Origin of the sequence: Microbacterium sp. LMI13-1-1.1 (assembly GCF_040815625.1) — a bacterium.
Classification (GTDB): domain Bacteria; phylum Actinomycetota; class Actinomycetes; order Actinomycetales; family Microbacteriaceae; genus Microbacterium; species Microbacterium forte.
Window position 1 is genome coordinate 417,685 of sequence record NZ_JBFPNL010000006.1, and the last position, 14,040, is coordinate 431,724.

Annotated in this window: 13 protein-coding genes; 9 read left to right on the forward strand and 4 right to left on the reverse strand. The window is 66.8% G+C overall.

The features are described from left to right. The first annotated feature begins 19 nt into the window (after nt 1-19). The 7 genes from rsmA (at nt 20) to MRBLMI13_RS15480 (ending at nt 8,235) form a co-directional block, all read left to right on the forward strand. Nucleotides 20-889 carry a 16S rRNA (adenine(1518)-N(6)/adenine(1519)-N(6))-dimethyltransferase RsmA gene (rsmA, locus tag MRBLMI13_RS15450; RefSeq protein WP_309690095.1) on the forward strand — a complete coding sequence of 290 codons (870 nt, stop codon included), beginning with the start codon at nt 20-22 and terminating at the stop codon, nt 887-889. A gap of 9 nt (nt 890-898) precedes the next feature. Next, entirely contained in the window at nt 899-1,966 is a 1,068-nt protein-coding gene (locus MRBLMI13_RS15455) for an aldo/keto reductase (protein WP_079113229.1), read from the forward strand. A 13-nt stretch (nt 1,967-1,979) separates the two neighbouring features. Further along, a complete protein-coding gene (locus MRBLMI13_RS15460; RefSeq protein WP_367823365.1) occupies nt 1,980-2,912 on the forward strand; it encodes a 4-(cytidine 5'-diphospho)-2-C-methyl-D-erythritol kinase in 933 nt (310 codons plus the stop codon). Between the two features lie 99 nt (nt 2,913-3,011). After that, complete coding sequence (locus MRBLMI13_RS15465; protein ID WP_367823363.1) at nt 3,012-4,025, forward strand: LacI family DNA-binding transcriptional regulator; 1,014 nt, start codon at nt 3,012-3,014, stop codon at nt 4,023-4,025. 155 nt (nt 4,026-4,180) lie between these two features. Further along, nucleotides 4,181-5,701, forward strand: a complete 1,521-nt coding sequence (gene mmsA, locus MRBLMI13_RS15470) for a multiple monosaccharide ABC transporter ATP-binding protein (protein ID WP_042537456.1) — start codon at nt 4,181-4,183, stop codon at nt 5,699-5,701. Beyond that, a complete protein-coding gene (gene mmsB, locus MRBLMI13_RS15475; protein ID WP_042537404.1) occupies nt 5,698-7,053 on the forward strand; it encodes a multiple monosaccharide ABC transporter permease in 1,356 nt (451 codons plus the stop codon). Before mmsA ends, mmsB begins: the two co-directional genes overlap by 4 nt. 60 nt (nt 7,054-7,113) lie before the next feature. Then, on the forward strand, nt 7,114-8,235 hold the full coding sequence (locus tag MRBLMI13_RS15480; RefSeq protein ID WP_042537406.1) for a sugar-binding protein: 1,122 nt from the start codon (nt 7,114-7,116) through the stop codon (nt 8,233-8,235). A 146-nt stretch (nt 8,236-8,381) separates the two neighbouring features. Here MRBLMI13_RS15480 and MRBLMI13_RS15485 read toward each other — a convergent pair whose 3' ends face one another. From MRBLMI13_RS15485 to MRBLMI13_RS15500, 4 genes are all read right to left on the reverse strand, one after another. Beyond that, nucleotides 8,382-9,308: a hypothetical protein gene (locus MRBLMI13_RS15485; protein ID WP_367823360.1), complete on the reverse strand. Its 927-nt coding sequence runs from the start codon at nt 9,306-9,308 to the stop codon at nt 8,382-8,384. 204 nt (nt 9,309-9,512) lie between these two features. Further along, nucleotides 9,513-10,079: a hypothetical protein gene (locus MRBLMI13_RS15490; protein WP_367823358.1), complete on the reverse strand. Its 567-nt coding sequence runs from the start codon at nt 10,077-10,079 to the stop codon at nt 9,513-9,515. 281 nt (nt 10,080-10,360) lie between these two features. Beyond that, nucleotides 10,361-10,888, reverse strand: a complete 528-nt coding sequence (locus MRBLMI13_RS15495) for a hypothetical protein (RefSeq protein ID WP_367823356.1) — start codon at nt 10,886-10,888, stop codon at nt 10,361-10,363. Between the two features lie 154 nt (nt 10,889-11,042). Beyond that, entirely contained in the window at nt 11,043-12,380 is a 1,338-nt protein-coding gene (locus tag MRBLMI13_RS15500) for an HNH endonuclease signature motif containing protein (RefSeq protein ID WP_367823354.1), read from the reverse strand. Nucleotides 12,381-12,483: 103 nt separating this feature from the next. On the opposite strand from MRBLMI13_RS15500, the gene MRBLMI13_RS15505 reads away from it, so the two are divergent. Both MRBLMI13_RS15505 and MRBLMI13_RS15510 read left to right on the forward strand, forming a co-directional pair. Continuing rightward, nucleotides 12,484-13,227 carry an alpha/beta fold hydrolase gene (locus tag MRBLMI13_RS15505; RefSeq protein ID WP_367823352.1) on the forward strand — a complete coding sequence of 248 codons (744 nt, stop codon included), beginning with the start codon at nt 12,484-12,486 and terminating at the stop codon, nt 13,225-13,227. 657 nt (nt 13,228-13,884) lie between these two features. Then, on the forward strand, nt 13,885-14,034 hold the full coding sequence (locus MRBLMI13_RS15510) for a hypothetical protein (RefSeq protein ID WP_367823350.1): 150 nt from the start codon (nt 13,885-13,887) through the stop codon (nt 14,032-14,034). Nucleotides 14,035-14,040: the final 6 nt, after the last annotated feature.

Consider the following 14,040-nt stretch of genomic DNA (forward strand, 5'->3'; position numbering starts at 1 on the left):
GGTGGGGGACAATGGAGCAATGACAGTCACCCTGCTCGGCGCCACCGAGATCCGCCGCCTCGCCGCTGAGCTCGACGTCACCCCGACCAAGAAGCTCGGACAGAACTTCGTCGTCGACGCGAACACCGTGCGCAAGATCGTGCACGCCGCCCGCGTGCAGCCGGGGGAGCGGGTCGTCGAGGTCGGGCCGGGGCTCGGTTCGCTCACCCTCGCGATCCTCGAGACCGGGGCATCCGTCACCGCCGTCGAGATCGACCACCGGCTCGCAGCCCGACTCGCCCAGACCGCGGTCGAGCACGGCGTTCCCGCCGAGAGGCTCACGGTCGTCGATGCCGACGCGCTGCGCATCACCGAGCTGCCCGGCGAACCCACCGTGCTGGTCGCGAATCTCCCCTACAACGTCTCCGTCCCCGTGCTGCTCCACTTCCTCGAGAACTTCTCGTACCTGAAGCGCGGCGTCGTGATGGTGCAGGCCGAGGTCGCCGAGCGCATCGCGGCCAAGCCAGGGTCGAAGATCTACGGCACCCCGAGCGTCAAGGCGGCCTGGTACGGCGAATGGAGGCTCTCGGGCACCGTGTCCCGTCAGGTCTTCTGGCCGGTGCCCAACGTCGACAGCCTCCTCGTCGGCTTCGACCGGTCGGAGGGCGAGCGCGGCACGGAGGATGAACGCCGACTCACCTTCAAGATCGTGGATGCCGCCTTCAACCAGCGCCGCAAGATGCTGCGTCAGGCGCTGTCCGAGCTCTTCGGCAGCTCGGCCGCGGCATCCGAGATCCTGATCGCGGCAGGAGTCGCGCCGACCGCCCGCGGCGAGGATCTCACGGTCGACGACTATCACCGTATTGCGCGGCACGTCGCCCAGATCGAAGACACCGTCATCACCGGCTAACCTGGCACGGTGACCGAGTCTCCCCGCTTCCGTCCCAATGTCCCTGAGCTCCACCGGCCGTACGCTGCCGACGAGAGCCGCTACCAGCAGTTCGAGTACCGCCAGGTCGGCTCCTCGGGGCTCTACCTGCCGCCGATCTCGCTGGGCCTGTGGTGGAACTTCGGCGACAACATCCCGCTCGACAACCAGCGCGCACTGCTGCGTCACGCGTTCGACCGGGGCATCACCCACTTCGACCTCGCGAACAACTACGGGCCGCCCTACGGCTCCGCCGAGAAGAACTTCGGTCGCATCTTCGCCGAGGACTTCCGCCCCTATCGCGACGAGCTGATCATCTCGTCGAAGGCGGGCTGGGACATGTGGCCGGGGCCGTACGGCGACCTCGGGAGCCGCAAGTACATCCTCGCGAGTGCCGAGCAGTCGCTCACGCGCATGGGTCTCGACCACGTCGACATCTTCTACTCGCACCGTGCAGACCCGGTGACCCCGGTCGCCGAGACCATCGGAGCACTCGACACACTCGTGCGTCAGGGCAAGGCGCTCTACGTGGGCATCTCGTCGTACAGCGCCGAGCGCACGGCCGAGGCCGTCGCCGTCGCCACCGAGCTCGGCACCCCGCTCGTCATCCACCAGCCCGCCTATTCGATCCTCAACCGCTGGGTCGAAGACGGGCTCACCGAGAAGCTCGAGCAGTCCGGCGTCGGCGCGATCGCCTTCACGCCGCTGGCACAGGGGCTCCTCACCGACAAGTACCTCGGTGACGGCACCGCAGCCCGGGCCCAGAAGCGCGGGTCGCTGCCCGATGCTCCGCTGTCGGATGCCGCTGTGGAGACGCTCCGGTCGCTCAACGCCATCGCCGAGGGGCGGGGGCAGTCGCTGGCTCAGATGGCGATCCAGTGGACGCTGCGCAACCCGGTGGTCGCCTCCGCACTGGTCGGGGCATCGCGCCCCGAGCAGCTCGACGAGAACATCGCCGCCGTCAACGGACCGGCATTCACGGCCGACGAGCTCAGCCGCATCGATGAGGCGGCCGGCGCCATCGACGTCGACCTGTGGGCGTCGTCCACGGAGCTGTGACGGGAACACCGAGATGAGCTTCGCCGCCCCCGTCGATTCCGTGCACGTGCGCGCGCCAGGCAAGATCAACGTCTACCTGGGCGTGGGCGGCCGTCACGACGACGGGTACCACGCGCTGGCGACCGTGTTCCAGGCGGTGTCGCTCTATGAGGACGTGATCGCCCGGCACGCCGACGACTTCTCGATCACGGTGTCGGGCGTGGACGATCCCGACACGGTGCCGCTGGACGACCGCAACCTCGCGATGCGGGCGGCGAAGCTGCTCGCGACCGCAGCCGAGTACGGCGGCGGGGTGGCGCTCGAGATCCGCAAGAGCGTGCCGGTCGCCGGAGGAATGGGAGGCGGGTCCGCGGATGCCGCTGCCGCCCTCGTGGCCTGCGATGCGCTGTGGGGCACCGGGTTCTCGACGGCGCGCCTGCACGAGCTCGCGGCACGCCTCGGTGCCGATGTGCCCTTCGCGCTGCACGGCGGCACCGCCGTCGGCACCGGTCGGGGAGACCAGTTGAACCCGGCATTGGCGAGGGGACGCTTCGACTGGGTGCTCGTCCCGAGTGACGAGGGCCTGTCGACGCCGGTCGTGTACGCGCGGCTCGATGCCCTGCGTGATGCCGAGGGCGCGCTCGCCGACGATCCGCCGCTGTCGCTCGAGGTTCCGGCGCCCGTGCTGCAGGCGCTGCGCTCGGGAGACCCGGATCTGCTGTCCGAGAGCATCTACAACGACCTGCAGGAAGCCGCCCTGCGCGAGCGGCCGGAACTCGAGACGACGATCCTGCGTGGCATCCATGCCGGTGCGCTGCAGGGGATCGTGTCCGGTTCAGGGCCCACCGTCGCACTCCTCTGCGCGAGCCCCGAGGGTGCGCAGGAAGTGCAGTCGCTGCTGCGCGAGCACGGGCTCGAGTCGCTGCACGTGCATGGCCCGGTGCCGGGCGCGCGCATCCTCGCCTGACCCGCCCCGCCGCCCCCTCACGTCGGCGACGTGCGTTCGGCGCGCCTGGCGTACATAATGAAGTGACGATGTGACCGTGCACATACAAGGAGGTCTGTGATGTCGACTGCCTCCGAGCGTGCCCGGATGCCGAGCATCCGCGACGTCGCTCGACTTGCGGGGGTGTCGCACCAGACCGTCTCGAGGGTGCTGAACGATCACGCGAGCATCCGTCCCGAGACCAAGGCCAAGGTGCTCGACGCCATCGCGGTGCTCGACTACCGGCCCAATCTCGCAGCCCGGGCACTGGTGACCAGCAGGTCCAACATGCTGGGCATCCTCGCGGCCACCGTGGGGGAGTTCGGACCCACGTCCTCGATCGTCGGCATCGAGGATGCCGCGCGCGAGGAGGGGTACTCGGTCTCGACGCTGAACCTCTCGGCCACGACGCCGGAGGCGATCGGCAACGCCCTGCGCCAGCTGGCGCGCGAGCAGGTCGACGGCATCGTGGTGCTCGCCCCGCAGGTGCGGGCTTTCCATGTGCTCAAGGGCATGGCGGTCGAGATGCCGTTCGTGTCGCTGCAGACCGCCTCGGGCTCCGACGGGGTGACACTGTCGGCAGACCAGGTCGCCGGTGCCCGCGCCGCCACCGAGCATCTGATCGGGCTCGGTCACAGCGACATCATCCACATCGCCGGGCCCCAGGACTGGATCGAGGCCGAATCGCGCATGCGCGGGTACCTGGACGCGCTGCGCGAAGCCGATCTTCCTACCTTCCCGCCGATCCGCGGCGACTGGACGGCCGACTTCGGCTACTTCGCTGGCAAGGAACTGTCGCGCCGCCGCGATTTCACGGCCGTGTTCGTCGCGAACGACCAGATGGCCATCGGTCTGATGCACGGCTTCCGGGATGCCGGCGTCCGCGTGCCCGAGGATGTGAGCGTCGTCGGCTTCGACGACATCCCCGTCGCCGCGCATGTCGCGCCGACTCTGAGCACCGTGCATCAGGACTTCCCCGAGCTCGGGCGTCGGGCGGTGCGGATCCTGCTCGCGCAGATCCGGGGTGAGCAGGTGCCCGAGTTCGGGCCGCTCCAGACCACCCTGCGCACGAGGGAATCGTCCGCACCTCGATAGAGCCACAATTTGGCTCGTGGTCTTGACAGCGTCTCGGCGAGCGTAGACTATGTAATCCAATGTGAACGGTCACATCGAAGGTGACCGCCCGTCGCGAGGAAGATCTTGTGAGCACCACAGCAACGTTGCCGGTCGTGTCAGGCCCCATCCTGGAGATGCGCAGCATCACCAAGGAGTTCCCGGGTGTCAAGGCGCTGTCCGACGTGTCCATCACCGTCCGCGCAGGCGAGATCCATGCGATCTGCGGGGAGAACGGCGCCGGGAAGTCGACCTTGATGAAGGTCCTCTCCGGCGTGTACCCCTACGGCACGTACGAGGGGGACATCCTGCTCTACGGCGAGGAGCAGCGCTACCGCGACATCGCGGCGAGCGAGCAGGCCGGAATCGCGATCATCCACCAGGAGCTCGCGCTGATCCCCGAGCTCTCGATCACCGAGAACATCTTCCTCGGCAACGAGATCCGCAGCTTCGGCAAGATCGACTGGCGCGCACAGCGCCAGCGCACGGTCGAGCTGCTGGCTCGCGTCGGCCTGCGTGAAGACCCCGACGTGGCCATCAAGACGCTCGGTGTCGGCAAGCAGCAGCTGATCGAGATCGCCAAGGCCCTCAACAAGGACGTCAAGCTCCTCATCCTCGATGAGCCCACCGCCGCACTGAACGAGAACGACTCGCAGCACCTGCTCGATCTGATCCTGGGTCTCAAGGCCAAGGGCATCGCGTCGATCATGATCAGCCACAAGCTCAACGAGATCGAGCAGATCGCCGACGAGATCACGATCATCCGCGACGGTCGCACGGTCGAGACGCTCGACATCTCGCGCGGTGAGATCAACGAGGACAGGATCATCCGCGGGATGGTCGGACGCTCGCTCGAGAGCCGATACCCAGACCGCACCCCCGAGATCGGGGAGGTCTTCTTCGAGGTCAAGGACTGGTGGGTTCAGCACCCGACCGTCTCCGAGCGCATGGTCGTCAAGGGATCGAACCTCAACGTCCGCCGCGGCGAGGTCGTCGGCATCGCCGGGCTGATGGGCGCGGGCCGCACCGAGTTCATGATGAGCATCTTCGGCCGCTCCTACGGCAACTTCCAGGGCGGACAGATCATCAAGGACGGCCGGGAGATCTCGATCCCCGACGTCTCGTCCGCCATCAAGCACGGACTCGCGTACGTGAGCGAGGACCGCAAGGTGCTCGGCCTCAACCTGCTCGACACCATCAAGCGGTCGGTCGTGGCGGCCAAGCTGTCGAAGATCTCGAAGCGCGGCGTCGTCGACGAGCGCGAGGAGTACTCGGTCGCCGAGCGCTACCGCAAGGCGCTGCGCATCAAGACGCCGAGCGTCGAAGAGGGCGTCGGCAAGCTCTCGGGAGGAAACCAGCAGAAGGTCGTGCTGGCGCGGTGGATGTTCACCGACCCCGACCTGCTGATCCTCGACGAGCCCACCCGCGGCATCGACGTGGGGGCGAAGTACGAGATCTACGCGATCATCAACGAGCTCGCCTCGCAGGGCAAGGGAGTCATCGTCATCTCCAGCGAGCTGCCCGAGCTGCTCGGCATCTCCGACCGCATCTACACAGTCTTTGAAGGTCGGGTCACCGACTGCATCCCGGCCGACCAGGCGACACCCGAGGCCCTCATGCGCAGCATGACCTCCGCGACTCAGAAAGCATCAGCATGACCACCGACCTCACGACAACGAAGCGCGGCTTCCACTTCGGCGACATCCGCAAGATGTTCGGAAGCAACGGCACCTCGTCGCTGCGCCAGTTCGGCATCCTGGGCAGCCTCATCGTCATCATCGCCCTCTTCGAGATCCTGACGCTGCTGCGCAACGGGCCGAACGGCGCGACGCTGACGTCGGGCAACCTGATCAACGTCATCAACCAGTACTCGTTCATCCTGATCCTCGCGATCGGCATGGTGATGGTCATCATCATGGGGCACATCGACCTGTCGGTCGGCTCGGTGGCGGCGTTCACCGGCATCATCGTCGCGAAGTCGATGGCCGACTGGAACCTCCCTTGGCCGGCGGCGATCCTCCTCGGCCTCGGTGTGGGTGCCCTCGTGGGTGCCTGGCAGGGATTCTGGGTGGCATATGTCGGGGTGCCCGCGTTCATCGTGACGCTCGCCGGCATGCTCTTCTTCCGCGGCGCGCAGCAGTGGATCGGCGACGCTCAGACGATTCCGGTGCCCAAGGGCTTCCAGGTGATCGGCACCGGCTATCTGCCCGAGGTCGGGCTTCCGCTCGACTTCAACGTTCCGACGATGCTCCTCGCCCTGGTCGCCGTGGCGTGGCTGGTCTTCTGGGAGATCCGCACCCGTCGCCAGCAGCACAAGATGGGCTCCGACAGTGCGCCTCTGTGGGTCAGCGTGGTCAAGGTCGTGCTGCTCTCGGTCGTCGTCCTCGCCGCGGCGTGGATGTTCGCGACCGGTCGCCCCGGCACGAGCTTCCCGGTTCCCGGTCTGATCCTGCTCGCCCTGGTCATCATCTACTCGTTCATCACTCGCAACACCGTGTTCGGCCGTCACATCTACGCCGTGGGTGGCAACCGTCAGGCAGCCCGCCTCTCGGGTGTGAAGGACCGCTGGGTCGACTTCTTCGTCATGATGAACATGTCGATGATGGCCGCCCTCGCCGGCATGATCTTCGTCGCCCGTTCGCAGGCGTCCGGACCGAACGACGGCACCGGCTGGGAGCTCGACGCCATCGCATCCGTGTTCATCGGTGGCGCCGCCGTCGCCGGTGGCATCGGCACCGTGATCGGATCGATCATCGGTGGTCTGGTCATGGCGTTCCTCAACAACGGTCTCGCTCTGCTCGGCCAGGGTGCCGACGTCGTCTCGATGATCAAGGGCCTCGTGCTCCTGCTCGCGGTCGGCATCGACGTCTGGAACAAGCAGCAGGGCCGCCCGTCTCTCATCGGTTTCATGATGCGTCGCTCGAGCCGCCAGCAGGACCCGGCCACCGAGACGTTCGAACCCAACAGGACTTACCAAGCCCCTCCCGTCGACAAGACAAGGGCCGAGTAAGCGGAATCTCCGCGCAGTGCTCGCACGCAGAATCCGTCACATCACACAGAAAGAGATCACATGAAGAAGATCATCGTCACAGCGACAGCGCTCGTCGCGACGGCTGCCTTCGCACTCACGGGCTGCTCCGGTGAGCGCGGCGGCGGAACCGACACGGGATCCGGCGAAGAGGCCGAAGCAGGCTTCGAAGCAGGCTCCCCGATCGGTGTCGCGCTTCCCGACAAGACCAGTGAGAACTGGGTCCTCGCGGGTCAGCTCTTCACCGACGGCCTCGAAGAGGCCGGCTTCAAGGCCGACGTGCAGTACGCTCCGGCGAGCAACACGGTCGCCGAGCAGCAGAACCAGATCCAGGCCATGGTCACCAACGGTGCCAAGGTCATCATCATCGGCGCGAAGGATGGCAAGCAGCTCGCCACCCAGGTGCAGGCCGCCAAGGATGCCGGCGCGTACGTGATCGCGTACGACCGTCTGATCGAGAACACCGAGGCCGTCGACTACTACGTCGCGTTCGACAACTTCAAGGTCGGCCAGCTGCAGGGCCAGGCTCTGCTCGACGGACTCGCCGAGCGCGCAGGCCACGAGGCTCCGTACAACATCGAGCTCTTCTCGGGCTCGCCGGACGACGCCAACTCGAAGGTCTTCTTCGACGGTGCCATGGATGTGCTCCAGCCGGAGATCGACAACGGCAACCTCGTCGTCGTGTCCGGTCAGACCGAGATCGCGCAGACCGCGACCGAGGGCTGGCTTCCGGAGAACGCGCAGAACCGCATGGACACGCTGCTGACCTCGTCGTACAGCGGTGACACGGTGGTCGACGGTGTGCTGTCGCCGAACGACACCCTTGCTCGCGCCATCATCACGTCGGTGCAGCAGGCCGGCAAGCCGGTTCCGGTCGTCACGGGTCAGGACTCCGAGGTCGAGTCGGTGAAGTCGATCATGGAGGGCATCCAGTACTCCACGATCAACAAGGACACCGCGCTGCTCGTCGAGCAGTCGATCAAGATGGTCGGCCAGCTGCAGGCAGGCGAGACCGTCGATGTCAACGACGAAGAGTCGTACGACAACGGCGCGAAGATCGTTCCGGCATACCTGCTCGACCCGATCATCGTCACGAAGGAGAACGCCGCTGAGGCGTACGCCAACGTGCCGAGCCTCCTCGAGATCGTGAAGTCGTACCAGTAAGCGATTCCGCTCGAACAACGACGAGCCGTCCGGACCTTCGGGTCCGGGCGGCTCTTCGCCATGTCGGGTCGACTTTTCACACCTCGCGCGGGCGAGCCGCTGGCGGGAAGCGGACGTCCTGTCGGAGGACGTCCGCACACGGTGCGCTAGCCCCAGAGGGGGTCGTCGGGATCGGGAGAGTCTGTGCCGTCGGCATCTGTCATGATGCGCGCTTCAGCGATCCACGACGTCAGAGCGCCATCGCGGAGGAGATGAGGTCGCGGTGTGTCGAGCAAAACGGAGGCGGTCACCTTGTCCAGCGGCTCATCGCTCGCGAAGATGAGGACGTTGCCGAGTGGCCCTTCCGCATCCTCCGGCTCTGTGTCGAGCACGACAGCGACGTGATCGAACACGGTGCTCAGGGTCGCGGCCTGTCGTCGTGAGTATTCGAACGGATGCCCGTCGAGCAGGTTCACGGCGACCACGCCCGCTGCTGCGGAGCGCGCGGCGACCCGGCGGTAGAACTCCTGGCTGGCCACACGATGCCGGATGACGGCGGCATCCCAGAGATCGACGACGGTGAAGCACGCCTCCACCCAATCGGTGTCGATTGCGGTGCGATAACTCACTGCGTCGTCAAGTCCGGGGGACGGAGATGACTGCACCGGCGGTGTCTTCTCATTCGGAAAAGCGGCGTCCGCGACCGTACGAGCGTCACCGAGGATGACTCGTATGTCAGACCCGGGAGGCAATGGCAGCGCGTCGATGACGGCGGCGTAGAGCGCGGGTTCGAACTCCACCACCAGCTGAGGTGATCCGGCGCGCGTCGCCTGGACGTAGCGTGCCAGCGTGAGTGCTCCGGCCCCCAGATGCACGGTGAACAGCGGCGCTTTCGGCTCGGCGGCGGCATCCATTGCGCGGGCGATGTGTTGGGTGTAGCTGTACTCGAGGGAGGTGGGTTCGGTGATCGAGACGACGGACTGCGCAATTCCATCCACGCTGAGCTCGAAGCGACCGGGTCGCCTTCTCGACTGCACCAGCTTTGCCTTGCGGTCGGCTAGTGAGAGCGAGAACACCCGGCGACTCCATGGCACCTGTCTAGTTTAGGCGGAGGGGATCGGTCGGCGGCTGCCTCTCGAGGAGCAGAGCGCCGTAGGCGAACTCGCTCTCGGAAGGCCGAACCTCCTCGAGATCGTCGAGTCGCACGAGAAAGCGATCAGCCATCTGGCAGAACAGGGCCGCTCGGACCTTCGGGGTTAGGGGGTCTTCCTTATTGGCGTGCTGCTGTGGTGCGTCCTTCAGCAGCCGACGCCGGCCGGGTTCTCGTCGCAGGTGTGGGCGACGAGCGCGGTGCGGGCTTCGAGGATGCGGATCTCCTGCGTGGCGCCACTGGTGGTGAGCTGCCCGGGAACGTCGATCCATCCGCCGCCGAGGTCCACCTGCGCGGTGTATCGGATGTCCACCCGGGCCGGGTACACGCCGGGTTCGCGGTAGACGTGGCTGGTCGGGGTCGGTGTGAACTGCGCCTGGCCGAGCGCCTCCCACGTCTGCCCCGGCGTTGTCAGCGTCGCGGAGCTGCCGTCGCCGTAGGTGTAGTCGTATCCGGCCGGGACGAATCGCACGCGCAGTGGCACGCCGAACAGCTCGCCGCCTTGGATCTGCGGTGTCGCAGCACCGGTGAAGTTGGTCGGCATCCCAGCGATCCCGACGTTTCCGGGTTCGGCGGTGGCGAGGACGGATGCCGGGGCGAACCGCGCGAGGTCGGAGATGGTGATCGTCGGAGTGCCCGTCGCCGGCGGGGTGGTCGCCGGGGCTGCGGGCCTGTTCGGACGGGGTGCGCATCGCGTGGTGCCCGAGTCGTCCATGCACGCCGCGAGATCGATCGCCTCCTGGCTCGGCCCCGACGGCGTGCCGGGGCCGGATGGACCGCCTGGGCTGCCTGGTCTGCCGTTGCTCTTGCGCGAGTTCGTGCCAGGATCTGTGCTCGGCTGCTGTTGCGTGCCCGAGATCGTGAGAGACGAGCCATCGGTTGAGCCGCAGAGGCCCATCATCTGCGACGACGTGGTACAGGCCGAAGCAAGCTCGGCAGGGGCACTTGGTGCGGCCAGCATAAGCATGAGCGTCATCAACGCTGTCACTGCACTGATCAACACGCTTCCTCGTCTGCGGAATCCTCGTGAGCGATAAGTAGATGATTGCCGTCGCCGGCGAACTCCACATGCTGCGCAACAACGTCGCCTCGGTCAGGAGGCGTTACGTCGGTGCCACCCGCATCAACGACTCGAAACTGGGATACGTCTATGCACACGATCCCTTCAACCGTCGTGGTCGGCTCGTCACCGCCTGCTTCGGTGCCGCGGAACGACAAGATCTTTGCTTCTCCGCTAGCCCGTAACCCCCATTCGCGCAGTGACCTCTGAGCGTCGATGTCACTTTCGAGCGCGCTCGACGTGAGGAATTCCTGTGGGTCTGGCTCTGATTCACCACGCACCCGAGCGCTTAGGGCGTCGAAGTACGCCCGGTACACCTCTTCCGCTGCCGCGAATGCCTCCGCCTCACTGGCGAAGGCGGGTGTCGGCGTGGGAGCAGGGGCAGGCGCCGGAGCGCACCCGAGCACCTGGCCCAGCGTGAGCCCGACGATCACGACACCCGCACTTCTCCGATGCGTCGTCATCGCCGTCTCATCCCGGGGGCAGCTGTTGATGTCGGTCGAGTCGGGAGCGTCGGCAAGGGTCGCGAGCGAGGAGGGGTCACCGCGCCACCGTAGTGAAATCTTGCTCGACCGCGTCGCAGTTCTCCACAGGTCAGAACCAGCATGAGCGCACACCTCAGAACGGCGCGGGCACAGCATCCTCCGTCACGGTGAACGTCACCGTGTTCGGTGCAGGAGGAGTGTCGACATAGGTTCGGCCGGTGGGACTCGTCCACTCCACGACTCCGCCTGGCTTCTGCTCGACGTGCCAGGGGGAGTGGTGTTTCAGAACATGATGTCGGCGACAGAAGGACGCGAGGTTCGTCTCGCAGGTCGCGCCACCCGTCGAGGCAGCATGATTGTGGTCTAGATCGCATTTGCGAGCCACGATCCCGCAGGTGGGGAAGCGGCATCGCTGGTCACGCGCACGCAGATGCCTGCGCAGGTGACGGCTCGGTCGATACCGGTCGACCGCGAGGACTCGACCGCTGATCGGATGCGTCAGCACTCGGTCCCACCCCTTCGTCTGGCCTGCCATCTTGCGCGCCGTGTCGACATCGATCGGGGTCCGCCCATCGAGTTCGGCCGGCGGTGCCGCATCGGCATCAGGCGCGGCGTGCGCGTCATCATCCATCAGCGTCGTCACCGGAACAGTGATCTCGATCCGGGCGTTGATGGCACCGAGCAGCCCGTCTTCGCTGTCGTGACCTGTCGGCTGCCCGCTGAGCACGAGATCGGCGAGCAGATCGGCACGGATCTCATCGACCGTCCGATCGTCCGGCTCGAACTCGCTGCCGTCGCGAGCTGCCTGTCGCCTCGCGCGAAGGTTCTCGTTGCGCAGTGCGTGCGCCATCTGCGAGAGACGGTCGAACATGCCGTGGACGAGCGCGGCGGGCGCGTGCGTGTGCAGCGCCGCCATCCCGTCTTCGCTATCCGTCACCCAGACGCGTCGTTGAGACCTCGCTCGACGGTGTCTCTCCGACACCGTCGTCGGAGCGAACCGCTCGGCCACTCGTCGCGCCAGGGTGCGCAGACGGTTGGGCGACTCCGCCTCGGCGATCGGAAGGATGACCGCGGAGTACTTCTCACGATCGCTGGGCGACTCGATACCCGACCCCGCGTCGACGATCACCCGAGAATGAGCCGAGCTGATCCGCCCAGCCCCCTGCGCCGCCCACACGGCCGGAAACTGGTCGACCAGCAGCTCTGCGGCCGCCATCCGGCGCTCGATCGTGCGATCGCTGACGCGCTGCACTGCACCGATCTCGGCAGCCACGGTGCGAAGAGAGTGGTCGCCTCTGTCGGGGTGATCGCCCTGCTTGGCGATGTCCACCGCCAGTCGTCCGGCGATGGCCAGCAGCCCGTCGCGTGCGGCGCTCATGCTGCTCAGCGTCGCCTCCGCGACCTGCAGCGCGTCGACGAGATCGGCGAGTGTCGCCATCTGTGCGTCCGTCGCGTCGAGCAGTGCTGTCATGTCATAAGTAGATCAGAGACCACCGACATTCGAAGATAAATACGAAACATTCCGATCTGGATATGATCACGGAAGAGTAACGGAAGCGTGCAACACTGACGGGATGCTCCTCCACGCGATCGACACCGGAACAGGCCCAGGCACGGTGCTCCTGCTGCACGGAATGATGGGGTCGTCCGAGAGCTGGTGGCGCCTGATCCCGCCGCTCACAGCCAACGGCCACCGCGTGATCGCTCTCGATCTGCCCGGTCACGGCCTGTCGGAGCGCGACCCGCAGCTCACGGTCGCGCGTGCCGCGGCCTCGGTGGTCGAGACGGTCGGGCACCTCGCCCCCGGGCGCCCACTCGCAGCCATCGGCCACTCCTACGGCGCGACCGTTCTCGCCGCGTCCGCCGAGATGCTGCAGCCCGACCTGTCTGTGTATGTCGACTCGGCGCTCTGTCTGACCGGGGGACACGACCGCGCGGCTCTCACGGCGCAGTATGCACGCGACCGCAGAGCGCGCCTGTCTCCGGAAGATCTGCTCAGATCCCGCCCCTTCTACTCCGCGCAGGATGCCGAGGTGGAGGCTCGCGCCGCCGCACTCTTCGACCCGGCGACGACAGTGTCGATCTCCTGCGACACGGATCACTCCTGGCTTCCCGAAGCCGGCTCGATCGTCCTGCGGGCAGAACCGAGCGCATGGGTCAGCGACGACGACGCCCGCAGATTCGCGGCGAACGGCGCTGATGTCCGCAGCATCCCCGGGGCCGCGCACACCATCTGGTACAGCCACTTCGACGCATTCACCGCGTCCCTCCCCGAACTCTTCGGCCCACCGCCACCGCCACCGCACGCGCTGTCATAGCCTCGGATCAGACGACCGCGATGTCACCCTCGAACGCGGTGCTCGCGGACTTCGGGATCCCCGCTGCGGATCACGAGGACCTCCGGAACCTCCCCGGAGGCCGCGGTCTCACCTGGCGCGCGGCCGACACAGTCCTGCGCCCCTCGGCCGGAGACGGCGAGACGCTGTGGAAGGCGAACGTCCTCGCGCATCTGCCGCACACCTCGGCATTCCGCACGCCGCGCCCGATCCCGTCGGCATCCGGAGCGTGGACGATCGCCGGCTGGGAGGCCTGGGAGTGGCTGCCCGGTCACACGGATGAGACCCGCGTGTCCGACGTGCTCGCCACCGCCGCGGCGTTTCATGGAGCTGTCGCAGACATCGATCGTCCGGACGTCCTCGATGCCGCACGCGACCCCTGGGCGCGGTCGGACAGGATCGCCTGGCAAGAAGAAGACCTGCCGCCCGGCGACACACTCCGGCGACTCGCTGCCGCCTTCCGCCCCGTCACCGCCCCGGCCCAGATCATCCACGGCGATCTTCTCGGCAACGTGATGTTCGAACGGGGGCAACCCCCGGTGATCATCGACTGGGCTCCTTACTGGCGTCCGGGTTGGCTTCGCCGACGCGATCGTGTTGGCCGATGCCGCGTGCTGGCATCGTCTCGCACCGGCGGACATGCTGAGGCTCGCAGACGAGAGAGCAGACGGGCGCCAGCACATCATCCGCGCCCTCGTGTTCCGCATCGCGACCTTCCAGCTCCTGGGCGTCTGGGATGCCGAGATGGAGGCGCGCCATGCTTCCGCTGTCACCGCAGCGCTCAGCTGACCGGCT